The sequence below is a fragment of the Salegentibacter flavus genome, from assembly GCF_900115145.1.
Lineage (GTDB): Bacteria > Bacteroidota > Bacteroidia > Flavobacteriales > Flavobacteriaceae > Salegentibacter > Salegentibacter flavus.
In genome coordinates this window covers 33,542-56,963 of sequence record NZ_FOVL01000011.1, presented here as the reverse complement: position 1 = coordinate 56,963, position 23,422 = coordinate 33,542, and the positions used below count along the sequence as shown (strand labels likewise).

General features: G+C 40.3%; 18 protein-coding genes and 1 tRNA gene. 9 read left to right on the top strand and 10 right to left on the bottom strand.

Features of this window, described 5'->3' with window-relative positions; all coding sequences use genetic code 11:
• Positions 1–157: 157 nt before the first annotated feature.
• The 3 genes from BM266_RS09775 (at position 158) to BM266_RS09765 (ending at position 3,958) form a co-directional block, all read left to right on the top strand.
• Complete coding sequence (locus tag BM266_RS09775) at positions 158–3,250, top strand: leucine--tRNA ligase (RefSeq protein WP_093408954.1); 3,093 nt, start codon at positions 158–160, stop codon at positions 3,248–3,250.
• 166 nt (positions 3,251–3,416) lie between these two features.
• Positions 3,417–3,641: a hypothetical protein gene (locus tag BM266_RS09770; protein ID WP_093408951.1), complete on the top strand. Its 225-nt coding sequence runs from the start codon at positions 3,417–3,419 to the stop codon at positions 3,639–3,641.
• A complete protein-coding gene (locus tag BM266_RS09765; RefSeq protein WP_245760417.1) occupies positions 3,638–3,958 on the top strand; it encodes a type II toxin-antitoxin system PemK/MazF family toxin in 321 nt (106 codons plus the stop codon). Before BM266_RS09770 ends, BM266_RS09765 begins: the two co-directional genes overlap by 4 nt.
• A 73-nt stretch (positions 3,959–4,031) precedes the next feature.
• On the opposite strand, the gene rimM is transcribed toward BM266_RS09765, so the two are convergent.
• Together rimM and BM266_RS09755 are read right to left on the bottom strand one after the other, a co-directional pair.
• Positions 4,032–4,559 carry a ribosome maturation factor RimM gene (gene rimM, locus BM266_RS09760; protein WP_093408950.1) on the bottom strand — a complete coding sequence of 176 codons (528 nt, stop codon included), beginning with the start codon at positions 4,557–4,559 and terminating at the stop codon, positions 4,032–4,034.
• A gap of 13 nt (positions 4,560–4,572) precedes the next feature.
• Positions 4,573–5,145 carry a 30S ribosomal protein S16 gene (locus BM266_RS09755; RefSeq protein ID WP_093408947.1) on the bottom strand — a complete coding sequence of 191 codons (573 nt, stop codon included), beginning with the start codon at positions 5,143–5,145 and terminating at the stop codon, positions 4,573–4,575.
• Between the two features lie 250 nt (positions 5,146–5,395).
• Between BM266_RS09755 and BM266_RS09750 the strand changes: the two genes are divergently transcribed.
• From BM266_RS09750 to BM266_RS09725, 6 genes are all read left to right on the top strand, one after another.
• Entirely contained in the window at positions 5,396–5,845 is a 450-nt protein-coding gene (locus BM266_RS09750; protein ID WP_093408945.1) for a ferritin-like domain-containing protein, read from the top strand.
• A 373-nt stretch (positions 5,846–6,218) separates the two neighbouring features.
• Complete coding sequence (gene dnaE, locus BM266_RS09745; RefSeq protein ID WP_093409126.1) at positions 6,219–10,610, top strand: DNA polymerase III subunit alpha; 4,392 nt, start codon at positions 6,219–6,221, stop codon at positions 10,608–10,610.
• Between the two features lie 133 nt (positions 10,611–10,743).
• Positions 10,744–11,064, top strand: coding sequence for a thioredoxin (gene trxA, locus BM266_RS09740; protein ID WP_310685806.1), 321 nt, complete (start codon positions 10,744–10,746; stop codon positions 11,062–11,064).
• 77 nt (positions 11,065–11,141) lie between these two features.
• Entirely contained in the window at positions 11,142–12,071 is a 930-nt protein-coding gene (locus BM266_RS09735) for a DUF58 domain-containing protein (protein ID WP_093408940.1), read from the top strand.
• A gap of 86 nt (positions 12,072–12,157) precedes the next feature.
• A tRNA-Asp gene (locus tag BM266_RS09730) sits at positions 12,158–12,231 on the top strand.
• A gap of 431 nt (positions 12,232–12,662) precedes the next feature.
• Positions 12,663–13,778: a DUF2914 domain-containing protein gene (locus BM266_RS09725; RefSeq protein WP_093408937.1), complete on the top strand. Its 1,116-nt coding sequence runs from the start codon at positions 12,663–12,665 to the stop codon at positions 13,776–13,778.
• Positions 13,779–14,596: 818 nt separating this feature from the next.
• Here BM266_RS09725 and BM266_RS09715 read toward each other — a convergent pair.
• The 8 genes from BM266_RS09715 to BM266_RS09680 form a co-directional block, all read right to left on the bottom strand.
• Positions 14,597–15,340, bottom strand: coding sequence for an NIPSNAP family protein (locus tag BM266_RS09715; protein WP_093408935.1), 744 nt, complete (start codon positions 15,338–15,340; stop codon positions 14,597–14,599).
• 993 nt (positions 15,341–16,333) lie between these two features.
• The gene (locus BM266_RS09710) at positions 16,334–17,233 is read right to left on the bottom strand and encodes a hypothetical protein (protein WP_093408932.1); all 900 of its coding nucleotides are present in this window, start codon (positions 17,231–17,233) and stop codon (positions 16,334–16,336) included.
• Between the two features lie 51 nt (positions 17,234–17,284).
• Positions 17,285–17,602, bottom strand: coding sequence for a hypothetical protein (locus tag BM266_RS09705; RefSeq protein ID WP_093408930.1), 318 nt, complete (start codon positions 17,600–17,602; stop codon positions 17,285–17,287).
• A 13-nt stretch (positions 17,603–17,615) separates the two neighbouring features.
• Positions 17,616–19,046 (bottom strand): NADH-quinone oxidoreductase subunit N, encoded by a 1,431-nt coding sequence (locus tag BM266_RS09700; protein ID WP_093408927.1) that lies wholly within the window; start codon positions 19,044–19,046, stop codon positions 17,616–17,618.
• Between the two features lie 17 nt (positions 19,047–19,063).
• Entirely contained in the window at positions 19,064–20,551 is a 1,488-nt protein-coding gene (locus tag BM266_RS09695) for a complex I subunit 4 family protein (RefSeq protein ID WP_093408925.1), read from the bottom strand.
• A 9-nt stretch (positions 20,552–20,560) separates the two neighbouring features.
• Positions 20,561–22,480, bottom strand: a complete 1,920-nt coding sequence (gene nuoL, locus BM266_RS09690) for an NADH-quinone oxidoreductase subunit L (RefSeq protein ID WP_093408923.1) — start codon at positions 22,478–22,480, stop codon at positions 20,561–20,563.
• A 12-nt stretch (positions 22,481–22,492) separates the two neighbouring features.
• Positions 22,493–22,810, bottom strand: coding sequence for an NADH-quinone oxidoreductase subunit NuoK (gene nuoK, locus BM266_RS09685; RefSeq protein ID WP_093408920.1), 318 nt, complete (start codon positions 22,808–22,810; stop codon positions 22,493–22,495).
• A 20-nt stretch (positions 22,811–22,830) separates the two neighbouring features.
• Positions 22,831–23,421 carry an NADH-quinone oxidoreductase subunit J family protein gene (locus BM266_RS09680; protein WP_093408918.1) on the bottom strand — a complete coding sequence of 197 codons (591 nt, stop codon included), beginning with the start codon at positions 23,419–23,421 and terminating at the stop codon, positions 22,831–22,833.
• Position 23,422: the final 1 nt, after the last annotated feature.

Genomic DNA, 23,422 nt, shown 5'->3' with positions numbered 1-23,422 from the left:
TAATTTAAAAACTAATATTTTAAAAGGAATTTTCAGGTAAAATCTTATCTGCTAATCCCTTCTTCCTAAATTCCCATAAGTGGTTTAAAATTGTAAATTTGCAGGCATTAATGTGGAGTCGCTTTGCGCTTAACCTGAAGGTAAGAAAAACAAAACAATGAGTTACAACTTTAACGATATTGAAGCCAAATGGCAAAAATACTGGGCCGAAAATCAAACTTTTCGTGCCAGCAATTCATCCGATAAACCTAAGTATTACGTGTTGGATATGTTCCCTTATCCTTCGGGTGCCGGACTTCACGTTGGGCACCCGCTGGGTTATATTGCCAGCGATATTTACGCGCGCTATAAACGCCATACAGGTTTTAATGTTTTGCATCCTCAGGGTTACGATAGTTTTGGCTTGCCGGCAGAACAATATGCTATTCAAACCGGGCAACACCCGGCGCTTACCACAGCGAAGAATATTGAAAGATACCGGGAGCAGCTCGACAAAATCGGGTTTTCTTTCGATTGGAGTAGGGAAGTACGCACCAGCGACCCTGAATATTATAAATGGACGCAGTGGATCTTCATCCAGCTTTTTGAATCCTGGTATGATCTCGAGGCCGATAAATCCCGACCTGTTTCTGAATTAGAAGAAATTTTTGCTTCGGAAGGGAATTCCCGGGTAAATGCCGCTTGTGATGATGATGTGGAAGAATTTTCTGCAGATGACTGGAATAATTTTTCTTCGGAAGAAAAACAAAGAATCTTTCTTAAATACAGATTAACTTATCTCGCTGAAACTGAAGTAAACTGGTGTCCGCAATTAGGAACCGTTTTGGCCAACGATGAGATTGTGAACGGCGTTTCTGAACGTGGAGGTTATCCCGTGGTTCGCAAAAAAATGACGCAATGGAGTATGCGGATTTCTGCATTTTCAGAGCGTTTATTGCAAGGCTTGGATCAACTGGACTGGACCGAAAGTTTAAAGGAAAGTCAGCGTAACTGGATTGGAAAATCTGTTGGTGCGATGGTGCATTTCAATTTATATGGTGAGACCCTGAAAAAGGTTAAGGATGACGGCAGTCTAACTGCACATCAAGCACGGATATCTGTATTTACGACAAGACCCGACACCATTTTCGGAGTAAGCTTTATGACTTTAGCTCCCGAACACGATTTGGTTAAAAAGATCACCACCCCACAGCAAAAGGAAGAGGTTGAGGCCTATGTAGCGGCCAGTGCCAAACGCAGTGAACGCGAACGTATGGCCGATGTAAAAAGCATTACCGGGGTGTTTACAGGGGCTTATGCAGAACATCCTTTCACTAAAGAACCTATCCCGATCTGGATAGGAGATTACGTGCTTGCCGGTTATGGAACCGGGGCGGTAATGGCTGTTCCTTGTGGCGATCAGCGGGATTACGATTTTGCAAAGCATTTTGAGATTCCTATTCCTAATATTTTTGAAAACGTTGATATTTCCCAGGAAGCCTTTTCAGGAAAAGAAGGAACCGTGATCGCGAATTCCGATTTCCTTAGCGGATTGGAATACAAGGAAGCCCTGCAAAAAGTTATTCTGGAACTGGAGAAAACCGGTCATGGTTACGGCAAAACCAATTACCGATTGCGTGATGCTGTTTTTAGCCGCCAGCGTTATTGGGGGGAGCCATTTCCGGTTTATTATGTGAACGGAATGCCGCAAATGATAGATGCTCAGCATTTACCGCTGCGACTTCCCGAAGTTGAAAAATATTTACCTACCGAAACCGGCGAACCGCCATTGGGCAACGCAACTACCTGGGCCTGGGATACAAAATCCAATGAGGTGGTAAGCAATGAGAAGATAGATGATATAACTGTGTTCCCATTGGAATTGAATACTATGCCCGGTTGGGCCGGAAGTTCCTGGTACCTTTTCCGTTATATGGATGCCGGAAACGACCAGGAATTTGTTTCTAAAGAAGCTCAAAAATACTGGGAGAATGTGGATTTATACATAGGCGGAAGCGAGCATGCTACAGGCCATTTGTTGTATTCCCGTTTCTGGACAAAGTTCCTGCACGACCGAGGGTTCCTCACGGTGGATGAACCTTTTAAAAAGCTGATCAACCAGGGGATGATTTTGGGGCAGAGTGCTTTTGTTTTTAGAGAGTTAGCGTACTTGGTTTTAGAAGAGAATAATACGAAAACATATCACCCAATCAAATCAAGACCAACTTTAATTTCTGAAAAATTATTTGATAAGCCGGGAGAATTTTTTGTTTCAAAGGAAAGAGAAAACACTTATTTACATTCCTTATCTGAAGAATTACCAGCACTTCCTTACTATAAATTAAAAGAATGGTTTGGGGATGATCCACTTATTCTTTCTAAGTTGGAAAGCCTTAATCGTTCGGAAATTCTTGACTTCTTTAAGAATAAAATTGAATTTCAAGTAATATCAATTCACGCCGATGTTTCCCTGGTAAACCACTCTGATGAATTGGATATCGAAGGCTTTAAAGAATGGCGTCCTGAATTTAAAGATGCTAAATTTTTAACCGAAAAAGATGGTCCTTATATAGTAGGTCGCGAAGTCGAAAAAATGTCGAAATCCAAGTATAACGTGGTAAACCCCGATGATATTTGTGAAGATTACGGCGCCGATACGCTTAGAATGTACGAGATGTTCCTCGGTCCTTTAGAACAGGCAAAACCCTGGAATACCGCGGGAATCACGGGAGTTCATAATTTCCTTAAAAAGATTTGGAAGCTCTATCACAACGGGGAGCAATTTGAAGTCTCCGAAGAAAAAGCTTCAGCCGATTCATTAAAGACTTTGCATAAAACCATCAAGAAAGTAACAGAAGATATAGAGGAATTCAGTTTTAATACTTCGGTTTCAACTTTTATGATTTGCGTGAATGAGCTTTCGGCACAAAAATGTAATAGTCGGGAAATACTGGAGCCGCTCGCTGTGCTTATCGCGCCGTATGCCCCGCATATCGCAGAAGAATTATGGAATAAGTTAGGAAATTCAGAATCTGTAGTAACAGCTGAATACCCGGTTTATGAAGAAAGATACCTCGTAGAAAGCACTAAGAACTACCCGATTTCCTTCAACGGGAAAATGCGATTTATGATTGAGTTACCGCTGGATATGCCAAAGGATGAAATTGAAAAAACGGTTCTAGCCGATAAACGCACACAAAAACAACTGGATGGCCGTGCCCCTAAAAAGGTGATCGTAGTCCCAGGAAAAATCGTGAATGTGGTAGGTTAATATCGATTTGAAAATTCAATGATTTGAAGATTTGAAAAATCCGTTTTCCCGTTTTGGGGACGGATTTTTTTGGTCGTCATTGTGAAGGAGGAATCAAGAAAGTAGTTTCAAAAACATTTATACTTCCTTAATAATATTTGTATATTTAACTGTAAATCTAGTCTTTATGAATAAGGATGTGGTCTTAAAACAAACAATCATTAACCTCTCTAAACTTTCGGATAGGCGATTAAAACAGGTTTCTGATTTTGTGGAGTTTCTTCTTCAAAAAAAAGAAGACAGAGAACTCTTAAATGATATTCAAAAAAATGCCACCGAATCTGAAACTTTTAATTTCTTAAAAGAGGATGAAGAATTGTATAATGATGATGATTTATCAGAAAAGTTTTGATTAAAAAAGGAGATATTGTTCTAGTAAGCTTTCCTTTTACTAACCTTAAAGGCTCTAAACGCCGACCAGCTGTAATTCTTTTTGTAGATGACTTAGATGTAATTGCCGTTTTTATTACTTCCAAAATAAACAATCCCAATTCAAATGAGCAATTATTAAGGCCTTCAGCAAAGAACAGGTTGAAGGTGACTTCACTTATCAAAACCACTAAGATCTGTACTCTGGATAAAAAGTTAATTCGGGGAAAATTAGGAGAATTATCGAAGGATGAATCAAAGCAATTGAATCTAAATCTAAAAAAGATTTTCAAACTTTAAGTGTGAGCGATTGACCAAATCTCACGTAGCTAGCAATGAAAAAAATCCCTGTAAACTACAAACTAAAAACCTGCTACCCAAGATACATTTCGACCAAACCTTCAGGGGTGTTCAAATAGATAGTCTTGTTGGGCTTATCTATTTTCTCGATAAATTCATCATTCATGGGAATAAGGAGATCTTTGTCGCCCTTTTTAATCTCAAACAGGGCCTGGGCAGTATAATCATTGATTCCGGTGATCCTGCCGATGTTTCCGTGTTCGGAATCGATTACCTCAAAACCAATGATCTCATGGAAATAGAACTGGTCTTCCTCCAGTTCAGGGAGCATAGTGAGGGGCAGGTAAGTGTGCGCTCCAATAAGGTCTTCAGCGTCCTGCTCGGTTTCTATGTCCTCAAATTTAACGCGAAGCAAGGTGCTTTTTTGCAGCGAACTTCTTTCAATAAAAAATGGAACCAGATTCTCATTGTATTCAATGAGAACCGATTCCATTTCTGTGTAAGCTTCAGGTTCGTCGGTGTCCAGTTTAATGAGCACCTCCCCTTTAAAACTAAATTTAGCAACGATTTTTCCTAAATAGAAACATTCATCTTTAGTCATCGCCGCCTGAGAATTAGTCTTTTTTCTCTTCTGTTTTTGCTTCTTCGGCAGTTTGTGCATCTGAAGCGTTTTCAGCCTGGGCTTCTGCAGTGTCTGCAGCAGCTTCCGCTTCTTGTTCAGCTTCCTCGGCAGCCAGAGCTTCTTTAGCTTCAGCTTCGCGTTTTTCATTCGCTTCCTTCTCAGCTGCAAGAGCTTTAGCCTTTTCAGCTTGCTGCTCTTTAGTAAGATTCTCTTTCTTGGCGTTGATCTTAGCTTCTTTTTCTTCTAACCAGGCCTGGAATTTCTTCTCAGCCTCCTCTTCAGTTAAAGCGCCTTTTTTCACTCCGCCGGCAAGGTGTCTTTTAAGCATCACCCCTTTGTAGGAAAGAATAGCACGAGCCGTATCTGTTGGTTGTGCCCCGTCTTCTAACCACTTTACCGCTCCGTCAATATCAAGTTCGATAGTTGCAGGATTGGTGTTTGGATTGTAGATCCCTAATTTGTCAAGGAATTTACCATCTCTCTTTGAGCGCGCATCTGCGGCTACGATCCAGAAAAAAGGTTTCCCTTTTTTACCGTGTCTCTGTAATCTTAATTTTACTGGCATAAAAATTAATTTGTGGGGTTCCCGACCCCGATTATTAATAAGGCTGCAAAGATACTACATTTTTCTAATTTACAAGTCTTTGCAAATACAATTGTTCCTTATGCTGAAAATCATAAATATTCTGAAGTTTTTACTGCTTTTTTTACCATTCCTGTTAAAAGCAGTTAATTAGTACTAAAGCCTGTTAAACAGCTTGTTGAATATTATTTACGAGTCTATATTTATAAATGAAAATTAATTTAAAATTACTATGAAATACCCCGAAAAAATTGCCGAAAAACTTAACCGGCTTCTTGAAAAAAATATTGATGCAGAAAAGGGGTATTGTTTTGCATCCGAAAATGTAAAAGACCCTCAGTTAAAAGCTTTTTTCGCTGAAAGGGCAGAGGAGCGCTACGATTTTATTCACCAGCTTAAAACTGAGATCAGGAATTTTGGGGAAACACCCAAAGAAAAATCCAGTCTTGCCGGGGACGCACACCGTACCTGGATGAATTTAAAAGCTGCTTTTTCTGTTAATAAAGCTGAGCCTGGCCTTGAAGAAGCTGTGCGAGGTGAGAAAGTTGCCGTAGAAGAATATAAAGAGATCCTGGATGATCCAGAGGTGCCTGCCAGTACAGCAAATATTCTGTTAAAGCAGAAAAACGATATTGTAGCGGCCTTGAATAAAGTAAAGAGTCTGAAAATTCAGGCCGGGTAACCTAAAAAACTAATATGAAAAGAACGAAAGAGGAAATGAGTGAAAAGCTCAACGAATTACTTGAGAAAAGTTATGATGCTGAAAAAGGTTTTCAATAGGTTGCAGATATAAAGATGTACGAGCAGATGTTTGATTGAAGTAGTAGTTTTTAGTGTTCGTACTGGCCTCACAGGTTTCGCAATGCGCTTTCTGTGAGGTTTTTTATTTGATTAAGTTCGATTCGTTTTTTCAGGCTTATCAAATCAGTTGATAAATCCTAAAAAGTTTCTTTTTAGTCGACATTAAAATTCCATATTTTTAGCTTTCTGATTTTTATTTGAAATTCTTATTCTGAAGGCTGGAAATCAGCCGGATGCCAAATCGTTTACTGCCCATGTACCTGATATTTGATACCGAAACTACCGGATTACCCAAACGCTGGAATGCGCCTCTTACCGATACCGATAACTGGCCAAGGTGTATACAGATAGCCTGGCAGTTGCATGACGAAATGGGAAATCTGGTGGAGAGTCAGGATTACCTGGTAAAACCCGAAGGTTTCAATATTCCTTTCGATGCTGAAAAGATTCATGGAATCTCGACAGAGTTGGCCGAACAGGAAGGAATCAGCTTAATGGAAGTTCTTGAGAGATTTCAGGAGGCTCTGGATAAGACAAAATTCGTAGTTGGCCAGAATGTGGGTTTCGACCTGAATATCATGGGCGCTGAATTCTACAGAAAAGATGTAGAAAACACTTTGCAGGAACTGCCCGTGCTGGATACCTGTACCGAGATCACGGCCGATTTATGTAAAATTCCCGGAGGCCGGGGAGGGAGGTTTAAGCTTCCCACCTTAACCGAGCTTCATGAATATCTCTTTGATGAAGCCTTCGGGGAAGCCCATAACGCTACTGCCGATGTTGAGGCAACAACCCGTTGTTTTCTTGAACTTATCCGAAGACGATCTTTTAGCACTAGCCAATTAGGAGTGCCTGCCGGCTATTTTGAACGTTTTGAAGAACATAATCCCGAGCCCTTTAAACTTATCGGTTTAAAGCATATTAATTTAAAGAAAGCTTCAGAAAGAATAAGGAAGGAACTTCAGAAACAACAGCCTTCCGATGAAATTACTACAGAGGAGATCCAGGAGAATTTACAAAAGCTCGATGAGATCCCCTTTGCACATTTACATAACCATTCGCAGTTTTCAATTCTTCAATCAACTATAAGCATAAAGGATCTCGTAGAGGTTGCTGCCAAAGAGAATATGCCGGCTGTAGCCCTAACCGATCACGGAAATATGATGGGAGCCTTTCATTTTGTAAAGGAGGTTGGGGATTACAATAAATCGGTAAAAACAAAAAACGAAGAGGCACTTGCCAATAATGAACCACCGGTGGCTAAAGAGTTAAAAGCCATTTTAGGTTGTGAATTCTTTGTTTGTGAAAATCACGCCGATAAATCCCGTAAAGACAACGGCTACCAAATTGTGATGCTCGCCAAAAATAAGAAAGGCTATCATAACCTGGCAAAAATGTCTTCAAAGGCCTATATCGATGGATTCTATTATGTTCCACGGATAGACAAGGAAATCATAAAGCAGTATAAGGAAGACATCATTGTGCTTACTGGAAACATATATGGGGAAGTGCCGGGCAAGGTACTGAACGTTGGGGAAAATCAGGCGGAAGAAGCTTTGCTTTGGTGGAAGGAACAGTTTGGAGACGATCTTTATATTGAATTAATGCGCCACGGCCAGGAAGAGGAAAACCGGGTTAATGAGGTGTTGGTTAAGTTTTCAAAGAAACATCAAGTGAAATTGGTGGCTTCCAATAACACTTATTACTGTGCCAAGGAAGATGCAAACGCCCACGATATTTTACTTTGTGTAAAAGACGGTGAGAAACAGGCAACGCCCATTGGTCGGGGCAGGGGTTACCGATACGGTTTACCTAATCAGGAATATTATTTCAAGAGTTCAGAAGAGATGAAGAATCTCTTTAAGGATCTGCCCGAAGCGATATCTAATATTAACGAAGTCGTTGATAAGATCGAGCCTTTTGAGCTGGCTAGGGATGTGCTGCTTCCGGCCTTTACTATTCCTGATGAATTCCTTCATTCTGAAGATAATTTGGATGGAGGGAAACGCGGAGAAAACGCCTATCTGAAGCATATTACTTACAAAGGCGCCGAAGGGCGTTATGGGGAACTAACCCCGGATATAAAAGAAAGATTAGATTTTGAACTTTCCGTAATTGAAAACACCGGATACCCCGGATATTTCCTTATCGTGGAAGACTTTATTCGGGAAGCCCGGAATATGGATGTTTCAGTAGGACCGGGCCGGGGGTCGGCTGCGGGAAGTGCCGTGGCTTATTGTCTTGGGATAACCAATATAGATCCGATTAAGTACGATCTGCTTTTTGAGCGTTTTCTTAATCCGGACAGGGTAAGTATGCCCGATATTGATATTGACTTTGATGATGAAGGCCGAAGCCGGGTGATGGATTATGTGATTCAGAAATACGGCGCCAACCAGGTAGCACAGATCATTACCTACGGAACCATGGCCGCGAAATCCTCGATAAGGGATACGGCCAGGGTGCTCGATCTGCCTTTAATGGATGCCGACAGAATTTCGAAGCTTATTCCGACTATGGCCAAACTGAGTAAGATCTTCGGAATGGATGAGAAAGAGCTGAAGAAGAAATTCAGAAGTGAAGAGCTCGATAAGGTAAATGAACTTCTGAATATTTCTGAAGGGGACGACCTGGAGGCGCAAACGGTTAACCAGGCAAGAATCCTGGAAGGTTCTGTGCGTAACACGGGAATTCACGCCTGCGGGGTGATTATAACACCCAGCGACATCACCAATTATGTGCCGGTTTCGGTAGCTAAGGATTCTGATCTTTATGTTACCCAGTTCGATAACTCTGTAGTGGAAAATGCCGGTCTGCTAAAAATGGACTTTCTCGGGCTTAAAACCCTAACCTTAATTAAAGACACGGTAAAGATCGTAAAAGGACGTCACGATATAGATCTTGATCCCGACAGCTTTCCGTTGGATGATGAAGAAACCTACAAGCTGTTCCAACGCGGGGAAACGGTAGGGATATTTCAGTATGAATCGCCCGGGATGCAGAAACATATGAAAGATCTGAAACCTACGGTTTTTGATGATCTTATCGCGATGAATGCTTTGTACCGTCCCGGCCCGATGGAATATATTCCCAGCTTTATCGCCCGGAAACACGGCGAGGAAGAGATTGCCTACGATTTGCCCGATATGGAGGAATACCTCCAGGAAACCTATGGAATTACGGTTTATCAGGAGCAGGTGATGTTACTGTCGCAAAAGCTTGCAGGCTTTAGCAAGGGTGAAGCTGATGTTCTTAGGAAGGCGATGGGAAAAAAGATTTTTGCCCTGCTGGAACAACTCAAACCAAAGTTCCTGGATGGAGGAGAGGCTAAAGGACACCCTCGTGAAATTCTGGAGAAGATTTGGAAAGACTGGGAGGCCTTTGCGGCTTACGCTTTCAATAAATCGCATTCTACCTGTTACGCCTGGATCGCATACCAAACCGCTTATTTGAAAGCACATTATCCGGCCGAATATATGGCAGCGGTGCTTTCTAATAATATGAATGACATCAAGCAGGTTACGTTCTTTATGGAAGAATGTAAGCGAATGAAACTTAATGTGCTTGGTCCTGATGTAAATGAATCTTATTACAAATTTTCGGTAAATAAAGAAAATGCAGTGCGCTTTGGGATGGGAGCCATAAAAGGTGTTGGCGCTGGTGCAGTAGCTACCATCGTGGAAAATCGTAAAACCGAAGAAGGCCCATACAAATCTATTTTTGATATGGCTAAGCGCATAGATCTGCGTGCGGCCAATAAAAAAGCTTTTGAAAACCTTGCCCTGGCCGGTGGCTTTGATGGGTTTGGAGATACCCACCGCGCTCAATATTTTCACGATGTGGGAGACGGAATAAGCTTCCTTGAGAAAGTTGTGAAATATGCCGCTAAATTTCAGGAAAATCAGAATTCCTCGCAGGTTAGTCTGTTTGGAGAAGCCAGTGAGGTGCAAATCCCTGAACCCGAAGTGCCGCCCTGCGAAGAATGGGGTACCATGGAAAAATTGCGTCGTGAGAAAGAAGTGGTGGGGATTTATATTTCAGGGCATCCTCTGGATGATTTCAGGTTGGAGATGAAGTATTTCTGCAATGCCGTACTCGCCGATCTGGAAGACCTTGAGCGGTGTATTAACCGTTCCCTGACCCTTGGCGGAGTGATTAGTGATGTGCAGCACCGCACCACCAAACAGGGGCAGGGCTGGGCGATCTTCACGGTAGAAGATTACCATTCATCATATGAGTTTAAGTTATTTAAAGAGGAGTATCTTAGGTTCCGGCATTTCTTGGTGCCTAATTCCTTTGTGCATATCAAGATCAACATAAAAGAAGGCTGGCATAATAAGGAAACCGGAAAGAAATTTGATCCCAAAATTCAGTTTACAGATTTCATGTTGTTACATGAAGTGATGGATACCTTCGCAAAAAAGCTCACTATTCAGCTTAATATTGACGATCTGAAAGAGGATAATATTCAATGGATGAAAGAAACCTTCAGAAATCATCGCGGAAACCACATTCTGAATTTTGTGGTTTATGAGATGAAAGAACAGGTAAAGTTGCATATGCCCAGCAGAAAACAGAAGATACAAATCTCGCAGGAATTGCTTACTGCACTGGAAGAACAACAGGTTTTATATAAGCTGAATTAGCCGTATTTACTGGAATAAAGACACCTAATGTGCTCATAATAAAATACAATATTGAGTTTGTAAGGAAACCAAAAATAATTGACTAATTTTACAATTGATTTAAACGAAACACAAAACGTTTTTAAAAACAAATATTATGGCAATTGAAATAACCGATGCTACTTTTGAAGAAAAAGTATTAAAAAGTGATAAACCAGTTTTAGTAGATTTTTGGGCTGCCTGGTGTGGACCATGTAGAATGGTTGGACCTATCATTGAAGAAATAAGTCAGGAATATGATGGTAAGGCCGTGGTTGCAAAGCTTGATGTAGATGCAAACCAGGAATTTGCCGCCAAGTACGGGGTTCGTAACATCCCAACGGTTCTTATTTTCCAAAATGGAGAAGTTGTAGGCCGTCAGGTTGGAGTAGCTCCAAAAAATACTTATGCTGAAGCTTTGGACCAACTTATGTAGTTGTTCGCAAGCAAATATAACTTTAAAAATCCCGGTCTTTCCGGGATTTTTTTATGTCTAATCGCTATCTTAGAGCAATGGATTTAAATCGGGAAATACATAGCATTTCAGGAATTTCAAATCTGGACTTATTCGCCCGTCAGGTGGTGGAAGGTTATATCTCCGGAATGCATAAGAGTCCGTTTCATGGTTTTTCTGCTGAGTTTGCTGAACATAAGATCTACAATGCGGGGGAAAGCACCAAGCATATAGACTGGAAGCTCTACGCCAAAACCGATAAACTTTATACCCGTCGCTATGAAGAAGAAACCAATTTGAGGTGTCACTTCATCATAGATAATTCGGCTTCGATGCATTATCCCCGGGTGGAAAAATTCAGAATAGATTCTTTAAATAAGATCGGTTTTTCGGCTTTGGCAGCAGCGAGTATCATGCAAATTTTAAAGCGACAGCGGGACGCAATGGGTTTGAGTATATATAGTGATGAGTTTGAGTTTTACGCCCCGGAAATGGGCAGCGAAAGGCATTATTTTATGCTGTTGAATGCCTTGGAGCAGATGCTCGCAAAGCCTGCGAAGAAAAAAGCAACAGATACTTATACTTATCTACATCAGATTGCTGAGAAACTGAAGCGGCGTTCACTGGTTTTACTGTTTACAGATATGTTTCAGGCCGATGCTGAGGAAAGCGAACTCTTTGAGGCGCTAAGACATTTAAAATACAACAGGCACGAGGTGGTGCTCTTTCACGTTCTCGATGAAGAAAAAGAACTAGCCTTTGATTTTGACAACAATCCCCGGCGTTTTACCGATGTGGAGACGGGAGCTGAGGTAGATCTTTATTCAGAAAATATTCAGGAGAATTATAGAAAAGCGGTAGAACAATATGTAAATGACCTGAAAATGGAGTGCGCAAAATATAAGATTAGCTATGTGCAGGCCGACATCAATAAAAATTTCAATAATATTCTTACTGCTTATATGCTTGAAAGACAAAAGCTTGTCTGAGGCTTTAAAAATAAGCTTGAAAAAAGTGAAAAAAAGGTTTGTGTAATCTAAAATGGGTGGTATATTTGCACTCGCAATAATGCAACGGTCTGGTAGTTCAGTTGGTTAGAATACCTGCCTGTCACGCAGGGGGTCGCGAGTTCGAGTCTCGTCCAGACCGCAAAGTTGCAAAGAAGCTCCTCTAATCGGGGAGCTTTTTTTGGCTAAAGAGTAGTTGTGTTGTTTGTCCCGATTATTCGGGATTGTGTAGTTAGCCATTGGAATTCCTGGTTCTCCAGGATTTTATGGCCGACTGATGAGAAGCTTTTTTCCGTGTATTCGGAAAGAGGCTTTTTTGTTTTTAGGACTATTCTAAATTCTCTCCATTTCGTCAAGTTGTCAAGTTTTTCTTCAGTTTCTGTACCCCATACAGTACCCCACTTTCAAAATTAATAACCAACTAAAATTAAGATAATATGAAGATTACATTTTAATACAGAAAGGGGATCAAGAGTAATTGTTGGGGGCTAAGCAAAAATATGGATCAAGAGTAATTGTTTATGAGTAATAATATCAAGGGAAATACGATACTTTTGTAGCTACTAAAATAGTATGAAAAGAGCCTTAGTAAGATATAGAAACAGTGATTTTGGAAAGACTGTTATTCGCAATCAAAAGTACGCCCCCATTCTTTTTTTTATGGGTGGCTTTATTTTTGACACCATGACTTTGGGGCGAATAGATCGCGTTTATGATACGGTGGTACTTTGCTCGCATATGATCTTATTATCGATAACGCTTTATTTGTTTAATATAGCGGATGATGGCAAGTGGAAAAACACTTTTATCGGGCGTTATTCCGAATATTTTCCGCTAGCCATACAGTTCTTCTTTGGAGCACTTTCAAGTGCTTTTGTCATCTATTTTTTTAGAAGTGTGTCATTGTCAAAAACCATGGTTTTTTTCATACTGCTGGTTATACTCTTATTTGCAAACGAGTTTCTTAAAAAGAAAATCTCCAATAAATACCTCCAGTTCAGTGTTTATTTTTTTATAAGTTTTACCTTTTTCACCTTTATGGTTCCTACGCTGATAAGGGAAATGAGTACCTTTATTTTTATTCTTTCCGGCCTTGTAAGTTTACCTTTTACGCTGGCTCTCATCCTATTTATTTACACGTCAAGCCCAAGCACAAGAGCAGAGATAAGCCTAAAAAAACTGATTAGTGTTATCCTTTCTATCTATTTAGTAATTAATGTTTTTTACTATTTCAATCTTATTCCTCCAGTACCGCTGGCTATGGAAACCGGGTTGGTGGCTCATGATGTCCAGAAAAAAAATAACAAGTACATCGTTACTTACGAGAGTAATGAATGGTATATATTTTGGCGTACGCATAACATCAATTTTCATCGTCAGGCTGATGAAAGGGTTTATGTGTTCACTTCTGTTTTTGCACCTACAGATATAAAAAAGCCAATTTTTCATCGTTGGCAATGGTACAATCCCGAAACCAGGAGTTGGGAAATAACCGAGGACATTGGCTTTGAAGTCACTGGTGGACGTGATCGTGGTTTCCGTGGATATACTTATAAAAACAACCTGACAGAAGGCAAATGGAAAGTTCATATAATTACGAAAGAGGAACTGTTTCTTGGGGTTGTGGATTTTGTAGTTAAAAACACTTCTGAACCCAATATAAAAGGAATTGAAAAGAAATCATTTTAAAAATTGTTTTCCTCAATCAAATCATGGGACTGTAAACTATATTGTGTTTTGGAAAAGGAGAACCATTTCAAATTATTATATCTAAAGAGCTAAAATACAACATATTTAGACAACGAGTTCGAGTCTCGTCCAGACCGCAAAGTTGCAAAGAGGCTCCTCTAATCGGGGAGCTTTTTTTGGCTAAAGAATAGTTGTGTTGTTTGTCCCGATTATTCGGGATTGTGTAGTTAGCCATTGAAATTCCAGTACTCCAGGGTTTTATGGCCGACTGATGAGAAGCTTTTTTCCGTGTATGCGGGAAGAGGCTTTTTTGTTTTTCTCCCTTCCGTTCTAAGGTTTATTTGGATCAAGCCTAATTGTTGTGTTTATGCAAAAATTGTTGTTAGTCTAAATAGAAAAAAATCTACGTTTCTCACTCCCCTGAACTGTGTCCTAAACGCTTTTTTTGCGTTGAAGGATCTGCCGATGCGTTTGTACTTCTGTCTGGGAGTAGTTTAAGATCGATCTATAATTTAGTTGGATACTGTTGGTGACTGTTTTGAATGCTTTTTCTTGGAAAGTTCGAATGGAAATGGATGAGCTGGAACGGCAAAATAGACTTTTAAATAAAAAAAATAAGGGAGATTAGGTTTTAGCAACTAATAGCCCGGATTTTTTATTTTTGAACTGTTAGTAAATCGTTAGGAGATCCTAATTTAGATATCTTTTGAAAGAGAATTTGGATGATCAAATAACTAAGAAAAAAATTGATATTGCCGAAAACATAGGTTCAGTATTTCAGAATTCACTTGTTATTTATTTCCTCTTAAAACGCTACCCTACAATTGAGAATATGGCAGGGATTTTAAGAATACTCTGGTTATGTTGGATACCGTATTGGTATATTCCTTCAGGTTTGAAATGCGCTGCCAGTCTGGATGCTGACCAAACTTTGCCCATGCCTCCTGATGCTTCTCTCTATTCTTAAAGGCTAGCATATAGGTTAACGAAGGCATTTGATCTCCGGAGATATTTTTTCCGAAGAAAACAGTACGCAGTCCTGCATCTTCAAAAATTTCAAATTCATCTTCATTAAACATCTTTAATTTTCGGCGCAGTGCATCTTCATTATAACTTTCATAGATCCTCAATTCAAATTGATCCAAATCATCGGCTGGTTTTACGAGATTTGGAAAACCCCAGGAGGATCTTATAAACCTACTTTCATATCTCTCAAATGGGATTTTATCGGGTGGAGTGTTCCGGTAAGCTTCCGCGGCTGATTTAAATTGATCGTCATCTTCAAGCCTATCAGCAACATCCAGATATGCCTGCATATTTTTATATGGAATTAAAAGATAGATTTTTTTAGGTAAGGCTTCTCCACTTTCTTCGAAAGCTCCCACATTCTCTATTCCCTGCCGATTCAATGCCGGGATGAGAGCATCCTCAAAAAAATCATGAAGAACGTCTGTTGATGTACCAAATTGCATATCATATACCCTTAGCTCAAAGACTTCAGACTGGGAATAAGAAGAAGTAAAAAAGAAAAAGTTCGCAATAAGGATAAGTCGTAAGATCATAATTTATCTAATTAATGCGCTAAAGATAATATATAAATCGCGTTTCACCCTTTCCTTAAGTAACAGTTTTGGTTTGAAGCTTTTGTAAAGTGGAAGAAAAAGTGGAGAATAACCATAAATGTTCCATCAGATTTACTTTGATGGGTGTAAGATCTTACAAACTGGTTACAAATAAGAATCTAGAGTCCGAATTAAACTTTTGGGTCATCGTTTCTTGTTAGCCTTCTTAAGGCTCCTAAATAATCATAGCCATATAGTTGTGACATAAATAAAATCTCCCAAAAACAGGTTGTCAACTTCAATTATAGGTATTCCTTCCTTGAAACGAAGGATTATTCAGTTTTCTTGGGCTAGGTGGATCGATCTCCGTAAACACTAATTTCTGCCCTGCGGGTATATCTCTCCCTAAAAATGCTTATTTTAATATTTACCTGAACGTTGAATTCAGGTTTTTAATCAGTCTACCTCAAGTAGTAGGCATCACCAGTGTTAGGCAATGGAAATAGTTGCAGATAGTTACATCAAATTGGTTTCACATAATAATTCCGACAATCGACAAGAAGCAATGGTAATATTTTTTCAAAAAGTGGATAATTCGGTGAATGTAAGAAACTAGCTTCTGTGATCCCTTATTTAGCTAGGAGTGCAGCGGTTAGTCATAGTCTCCTCCAGAAAGCAAATTCCGATAGCTATCGGAAGCAAGGAAGCTCCTCTAAGCGGGGAGCTTTTTTTGGCTAAAGAGTAGTTGTGTTGTTTGTCCCGATTTTTCGGGATTGTGTAGTTAGCCATTGAAATCCCTGGGATTCCAGGATTTTATGGCCGACTGATGAGAAGCTTTTTCCCGTGTATGCGGGAAGAGGCTTTTTTGTTTTTAGGATTATTCTGAAATCTCTCCTTTTTGTAAGAATGACCCAAAAAAAGGCGTTTCTTTTTAGAGATCCCTTTTAGAAATAAAAGGGACCACATTTCAAATTTGATATATAATTATATATACTATTTCACCAATTGCTCCAATGAATCCTCAATATCTCCCGGGGTCGACATTATTTTGCTGAAAGTACCCATCGTTAAATCGGGAAAGGCAATGGCAATTCTATATCTCCCATGAAGCATGTGAACTTCATTTCCGGTAACTAATACCTCGTAAGGAAGGAAAGCTGTGTGTTTAGGATTACCAATATCGATTATGGGGAGAAATTTAGCCTCTCCTTTTTCTCCGTTAATCCCAAAGCCATAAAGGGCCATGTTTTTTCCTGGGATTTCAATTTTATAAAGCATTTGCAAATTGGAGTTCTTTTCTTTGGCCGCCGATTCAACTTTATTTGTGGCTGTTTGGTAACTGTTAAAGCTTCCCAGTTCAATAGTATCATCAAAGTAAGGCATGGCAAACATATAATGATATTTTCTTAGCTTTTGTTCAGATAAACCTTTTTCTGAACCGAAGGCCAGATTTTTAAAGGAACCTGTGGCTTCCATGGCACTTTCCAGTTTGCTGCTAAGCTTTGTATAACGAGCAGAAACCTTAGGGAAGTCGTTTCTGAAATAAGCATTTCCCCAATAAACAGGATTGGTATAAGATACCAGTGTTTTCCCATTTTCACGGGTAATCGCTACCCGCAGGCTTGCAGCAAATCCGGTTAATTGGCCAACCTCTTTTACTGCCGATTTCAGTTCGGGAGATGTAAAAATAAAGATCCATCGGTTAGGATCATTTGCAGGCTGGTATTGACCTACCACTTCAATACCATTTTGTTGTAAGTTTAGGGATAACTTATCTTTTAATTCTGATATATGTTCGGTTGTTTCCAATGCCAGCACATAGGGTTTTAAATCTTGTGCATTTACCCAGTTTAATGAGAGCACCAGAAATAATAGGAGGTTTAAGAATTTCATGTTTTTTGTGTTATGAGGTTTGCAATTATTTGAAGAATATCTTCGATCAGCTTATTTCCAGTAGTGTGGATTGGTGTCTTCTGATTTCTGGTTCCAGTAATCCTGAGTGACCTTATGCCCGTCAAAGGTCTTTAAACGGCGCTCAAAAACGTATGTTGTGGGGTTGAATACCATATCTGTTACGGCTACGGTGTAGAGTTGCGGTTCTTCTTCAGATTTTCGCTTTTCTTCTTCCACGATCACCTCAAAACCGTTATGTTCCAGGAGTTTTTTCAGGAATTCCTTTCTCTCTTCGGGTATTTTCTTTTCAACAAAGCTAACCCTGGTATCTCCTATACTGCCAAATGTATGTTTTCCTTCTAGTGCCATAACTTATTATAACTTATTGATTAAAAACTGCGCTTAGTTCATAAATATAATCGTATAACGGACTGTAGAGACCCAATACCATGATACCAATTACCGTAATTCCAAGTCCTAATCTCATATAAAGCTTATTATTGAAAAATGGGATTGGGTTTTCGTTTGTGCGCAGGAACATCGCTCTTACTACCAACAGGTAATAATATAGGGAGATGGTTACGTTCACTACAGCTAAGAATACAAGCAGGTAATAGCCTTCACTTGCAGCTGCGGTATACAGGAAGAATTTTCCGAAGAATCCTGCCACTGGTGGAATTCCCGCCAGGGAGAATAAAGCCAGTAGCATTATGAGACTCAACTTAGGATTGGTTCGGTACAAACCGTTATAATCATCTATATTCTCTTTCCCTGTTTTTAATGAAATTGCCTGAACCACCCCAAAGGCGGCAAGGTTGGAAAAGATATAGATCATCACAAAATATACTACGGAAGCTGTCCCCAGTTGAGTTCCGGTTATTAGTCCCAGCAAAATAAAACCTGCCTGGGCAATTGAGGAAAAAGCGAGGAAACGTTTCATGTTCTGCTGGCGAAGAGCAAACAGGTTTCCCACAAACATTGTTGCCAGAGCAATTACGTAGATCATATTTTCCCACACCTCCATTAGAGGCTTAAGCACGGTAAACATTAGGATCATCAAGATAAATACCGCCGCACCTTTAGAAATAACCGAAAGATAAGAGGCAACGCTTATCGGCGCTCCTTCATAAACATCTGCGGTCCAGAAGTGGAATGGTACCAGGGAAATCTTGAAAGCCAATCCTGCAAAAAACAGGACAAATCCCAGGATCGTTAAATTGTTGGAGGTTATTACCTCAATGATGTCGTGAAAATATATGGAGCCTGAAGTTGCGTAGAGCATCGAAATCCCAAAAAGCGAAATTCCAGAAGCCATGGCCGCTGAAAGTATAAGTTTTATCCCGGCTTCGCTGGAACTTCTTTTTACCAGTTCAAAAGCTGCAAGAGCGGCTACCGGAATAGTGGAAAGTTCCATCCCAATATAAAACATCAGGAAGTCGCCCGCAGAGATCATAAAATACATTCCCAGAAGGGAGAAGAAAAGCAGGATAAAAAATTCGGTGCCACGGTTTAGCTTTACGATCTTTTCCTGAATCCAGTCGGCAGACTGCAGCAGGAGAATAAACACCCCGATATTCAGTACATTTTTAAAGAAGTGAATCAGGCTGTTGGTTCTAAACATCCCGCCGAACAAGCTGCTTTCTTCCAGTGGGAAAAAGCCCAGTGCAGTATGGATTCCGAAGAGAAATATAGCCAGATGAACAGCACTGGATTTTTTTTGCTTCGGAATTAAGATTTCAGCAATAATCAGGATCAGGGCTATTGCCAGGAGGACCATCTCGTGCCGCATCAGGAAAAAACTACTAAGTTCCATTTTCGTTCTTGTTTAAATTATAATACTCCCTGCAAAAAGGGTTGTAAACTTTTTAATATCATATCGCTTAGCCATAATGGAGCTACACCAATTCCCACTATAGGAAGAAGTAATAAAAGCACCCCGGTTGTCTCATACCAGGTAGCTTGTGGAAGGCTTAAGTAGCTTTCATTCTTCACAGGTCCCATCAGCATTATTCCTACTACCCGTAAAATGTACACTGCCGTAACTACGATTGCTGAAACCGAAATTATGGTGACCACCCTGTGGAACATATCTTCATTCTGAAATGCTCCCACAAAAATGTTCATTTCGGCTACAAATCCACTGAAGCCTGGCAAGCCGAGGGAAGCCAGGCCTGCGATAACATATATTACCGAAATAAATGGGATCACTTTTAAAAGCCCTCCCAGCTTGGTAATATCCCGCGTATTAGTTCTGGTGTAGATCATTCCTATTAAGGCAAAGAAAAGGGCTGTCATGAAGCCGTGGGATAATGATTGTAATATCGCTCCGTTCCAGGCGGTTTTATTCAGCATTAATAGAGCAAATAACACCAGCCCCAGGTGACTAACCGAAGAATAGGCGTTGATATATTTTAGATCGGTTTGTCTTATTGCGGCAAAAGCTCCGTAGATCACTCCGGTCGCCGATAAAATAATGAAGAACCATGACCATTCCATAGCGCCTTGAGGGAGAAGGAACATCGCCACCCTGAAGACTCCATAGCCCCCAAGTTTCATTAAAACCCCTGCGTGCAGCATAGAAACTGCGGTAGGGGCCGAGGCGTGCCCATCGGGAGACCAGGTGTGAAACGGGAATAAAGCTCCCAGCACGGCAAAACCTATAAAGATTAATGGAAAGAATAATTTTTGAGCTTCAAAAGGGATATTTACCTGTGCGATCTCCAGAATACTAAAAGTTAGTGGCCCGCCATCTGCATTTGAGTTGAAATAGATACCCAGAATTCCAACCAGTAACAGGGCAGATGCTCCCATTAACATTAGGGTTAATTTCATTGCAGAATATTCTTTGGGCCCTGAACCCCAGATTCCAATGAGGAGATACATAGGGATCACCGCGATTTCATAGAAAAGGAACATGGTAAACAGATCTATGGAAATAAAGAATCCGTAAACCCCTGTCGCCAATACCAGTAATGAAACAAAGAATTCTTTGGGCAAATCGTAGGTTTTCCAGGAAATAAATACCCCGGCCAATACGATTATAGAGGTTAAAAGAATTAGTGCGACCGAGATCCCATCAACCCCAATATTATAATGGATGTTGAATTCTTCAAACCAGACGATATCCCTGGTAAACACGAATATGCTATCGTTTATACTTTGTTCCTTCAGGTAGGCGAAAAGCAGATTTATCGCCATCCCCAACTGAATAATACTGCCTACCATAGCTATTTGCCGGGCCTGCTTTAATCCTTTCGTAAAAATCAAGGCGATGATTACGAGTACCGGAAGAACAACAAAGAGAGATAAAATGTCCATAATGATTAATTAATTAGTCCATAGGTAAATGAAAATGATTGCCAGTACTACAACCCCGCTTATAAAGCCGAAGGCATAATCCTGAACTTTTCCAGACTGTATTCCTTTAATTTTATTGGCAATAACCAAAGTTTTGTTACCAATACCTTCCATAGTCCCGTCTACAAATTTCTTATCGAAATAGGCGATTGGTGCCGAAATTCTTTTAAAGATCAGTTTACGGGTAATGAAAAGGTATAGTTCGTCGAAATAGAATTTATTGCTGGCCCATTTGTAGAAGAACCCAAAGGCATTGGCAAATCTTTCGGCGAGATCGTTTTCTTTTTTATAGAAGATCCAAGCGAAAATAATACCTAACAGTCCAATAAGTACCGCGGTTGCCGCCAGCGGATAGTTGAGGTGTGCTACAAATCCCAACTTGTCAGCGGTAACATATTCACTGAAAGGAATGAACCCAACTACAACGCTGAAAACCGCCAGGATGACCAACGGAATAGTCATAGAGCGTGGAGATTCCTTCGGTTTATGAGCATAAGTGGTCTCTTTTCCCCAGAATATTCCGAAGTAAAGCCGGAACATATAGAAAGCGGTTAATCCGGCTACCAGAATTCCTATTGAATAGAGAAACTGACTGTTTTCATAAGCCGCCACAAGGATCTCATCCTTACTCCAGAAACCTGCCAGAGGTGGAACCCCTGCGATTGCCAGTGCGGCGATGAGGAAAGTGATGTTGGTAACAGGCATATGCTTTCTCAAACCGCCCATATCCTTGAGGTAATTGCTGTGTACAGCGTGAATCACCGATCCCGCGCCAAGGAATAATAGTGCCTTGAACATTGCGTGTGTGAACAGGTGGAACATCGAGGCCATATAGCCCACTCCCTCGTGACCATCAAAGCCTGAAACTCCAAGGGACATCATCATGTAGCCAATTTGTGACATGGTAGAAAAGGCAAGCACTCTTTTGATATCGGTTTGTGTAATCGCTATGATCGCAGCAAAAAGGGAAGAAAATGCGCCCACATAGGCTACTATATTTAAGACAAAACCTTCTTCGACAAAATAATACATCGGGAAAAGCCGGGCAACCAGGTAAACTCCGGCAACCACCATGGTGGCCGCGTGTATTAAAGCCGAAACCGGTGTTGGCCCTTCCATCGCATCGGGAAGCCAGATGTGTAAAGGGAACATAGCCGATTTCCCCGCACCTCCTATAAAGATTAGTATCAGGGCCCAGGTTAATACCGATAAGCCCATAAAGGAGGTAGAAGCCCAGTTTGCAATTGCAGCGCCTTCAGGATTGTTTAAAGTTTCAAAATCCCAGGTGCCGGTATAGAAACCAATTATCAGGATTCCAATAAGGAAACCAAAATCAGCAAATCTGGTAACGATAAAAGCCTTTTTGGCCGCGGCAACTGCCGAGTTCTTCGTATAATAATAGCCGATTAGTAAGAAAGAGGAAACCCCTACCAATTCCCAGAAAATGTAGATCTGGAAAAGATTGGTAGCCAACACCAAACCATACATAGAAAAGGTGAAAAGCGAAAGAAAAGCAAAGAATTTGGTATATCCCGGGTCCCCTTTCATATATCCGCGACTGTAAATATGAACCATCAGGGAGATGGTAGAAACTACGATAAGCATCATTATGGAAATAGGATCAACAAGGATCCCGAGATCTATATGAAGCGTATCTGTGAAGTTCATCCAGACCGTTTTTTCAGTGAAGGTCTGGTAAGCACCATCTAATTTTCCGATAACAAAGAAATACTGAAAAGCGGCATAAAATGAAAGTAAGGTGGAGGCGGTGAGTCCTGCAACACCAACCCATCCCGAAATGGCCGGTTTGATCTTTTTGTTGAAGATTCCCAAAACCAGAAAGACAGCCAGAGGAATAATTGGGATTAAAAAGAGATAACTTATGTTCATAGCTTCCGTCTTTTAATACTTCAGAGTTTCAGTTTCTTTTACCTCTACAGAGCTTATTTGCTTGTAGAGGTTGATGATTATTGCTACTGCTAAAGCAGTTTCTGCAGCTGCCACAGCAATTATAAATATTCCATAAACCACCCCTTGTAAAAGTTCAGGGTAGAGGTATTTGTTGATAATCACAAAATTTATCACCGTAGAGTTCAGGATGATCTCTACCGAGATCAACATTGAAATGAGATTGGTTCGGGTAATGAATCCATAAATTCCAATGAAGAACAGGATAGAGGTGAGAGTGAGAATTTCTGTTATGCTAATGCCGGGTATCATGATTCTTATTTTTAATTCAATTAAACAGTTACCTCGTTTTCCAGAAGTTCTTTCTTCTTTTCAACCGGTTCTTCTTGTTTTACTATAGGAGGTTCTTTTGGTTCCTCTTCAGTGTCATCTTCTCCCTTGGCGATCACAATAGCTCCTATCATTACCGCCAGCAGGAGAATACTTATCACTTCAAAAGGCAGAATAAAACCGCCTGCTTCAGTGCTTAAAAGAGCAAAGCCAATATCTGCCGTGGTAGTGGTTACAGCTGTAGTGGTTTCAACAAATGGATGAGAATAAATTGTGGTTAGAAAAACGCCTAAACCAATTAAAGAGGCTAATGCCGTGATAATTCGTTTGGATTTTTTAGCGACTTCCAGTTCCATATCGATATGATGCACCAGCAAAACCGAAAAAATGATCAACACAATTATTCCTCCGGCATAAACGGTAAGTTGAATGGCAGCTAAAAAGTTATAGTCTGCCATAAAATAAATTCCGGCTATGCCTATTAAGACAAAAAGCAGATAAACCACCGAGCGCAACATCTTCCGGCTGCTCACCGAGGCTATGGCAGAGATTATCATTATTAAGGCTAAAACATAAAAAATATACTTTTCCATA

Bases quoted from the DNA above. Each gene is read 5' to 3' on its own strand.
- BM266_RS09770 (WP_093408951.1), top strand. From the start codon at position 3,417: ATGAATAAGGATGTGGTCTTAAAACAAACAATCATTAACCTCTCTAAA.
- BM266_RS09750 (WP_093408945.1), top strand. From the start codon at position 5,396: ATGAAATACCCCGAAAAAATTGCCGAAAAACTTAACCGGCTTCTTGAA.
- BM266_RS09775 (WP_093408954.1), top strand. From the start codon at position 158: ATGAGTTACAACTTTAACGATATTGAAGCCAAATGGCAAAAATACTGG.
- nuoL (WP_093408923.1), bottom strand. From the start codon at position 22,480: ATGAACATAAGTTATCTCTTTTTAATCCCAATTATTCCTCTGGCTGTC.
- BM266_RS09705 (WP_093408930.1), bottom strand. From the start codon at position 17,602: ATGGCACTAGAAGGAAAACATACATTTGGCAGTATAGGAGATACCAGG.
- BM266_RS09680 (WP_093408918.1), bottom strand. From the start codon at position 23,421: ATGGAAAAGTATATTTTTTATGTTTTAGCCTTAATAATGATAATCTCT.
- rimM (WP_093408950.1), bottom strand. From the start codon at position 4,559: ATGACTAAAGATGAATGTTTCTATTTAGGAAAAATCGTTGCTAAATTT.
- BM266_RS09700 (WP_093408927.1), bottom strand. From the start codon at position 19,046: ATGGAACTTAGTAGTTTTTTCCTGATGCGGCACGAGATGGTCCTCCTG.
- BM266_RS09715 (WP_093408935.1), bottom strand. From the start codon at position 15,340: ATGATCTTACGACTTATCCTTATTGCGAACTTTTTCTTTTTTACTTCT.
- nuoK (WP_093408920.1), bottom strand. From the start codon at position 22,810: ATGATACCCGGCATTAGCATAACAGAAATTCTCACTCTCACCTCTATC.
- dnaE (WP_093409126.1), top strand. From the start codon at position 6,219: ATGTACCTGATATTTGATACCGAAACTACCGGATTACCCAAACGCTGG.
- BM266_RS09710 (WP_093408932.1), bottom strand. From the start codon at position 17,233: ATGAAATTCTTAAACCTCCTATTATTTCTGGTGCTCTCATTAAACTGG.
- BM266_RS09725 (WP_093408937.1), top strand. From the start codon at position 12,663: ATGAAAAGAGCCTTAGTAAGATATAGAAACAGTGATTTTGGAAAGACT.
- BM266_RS09755 (WP_093408947.1), bottom strand. From the start codon at position 5,145: ATGCCAGTAAAATTAAGATTACAGAGACACGGTAAAAAAGGGAAACCT.
- BM266_RS09735 (WP_093408940.1), top strand. From the start codon at position 11,142: ATGGATTTAAATCGGGAAATACATAGCATTTCAGGAATTTCAAATCTG.
- BM266_RS09695 (WP_093408925.1), bottom strand. From the start codon at position 20,551: ATGGACATTTTATCTCTCTTTGTTGTTCTTCCGGTACTCGTAATCATC.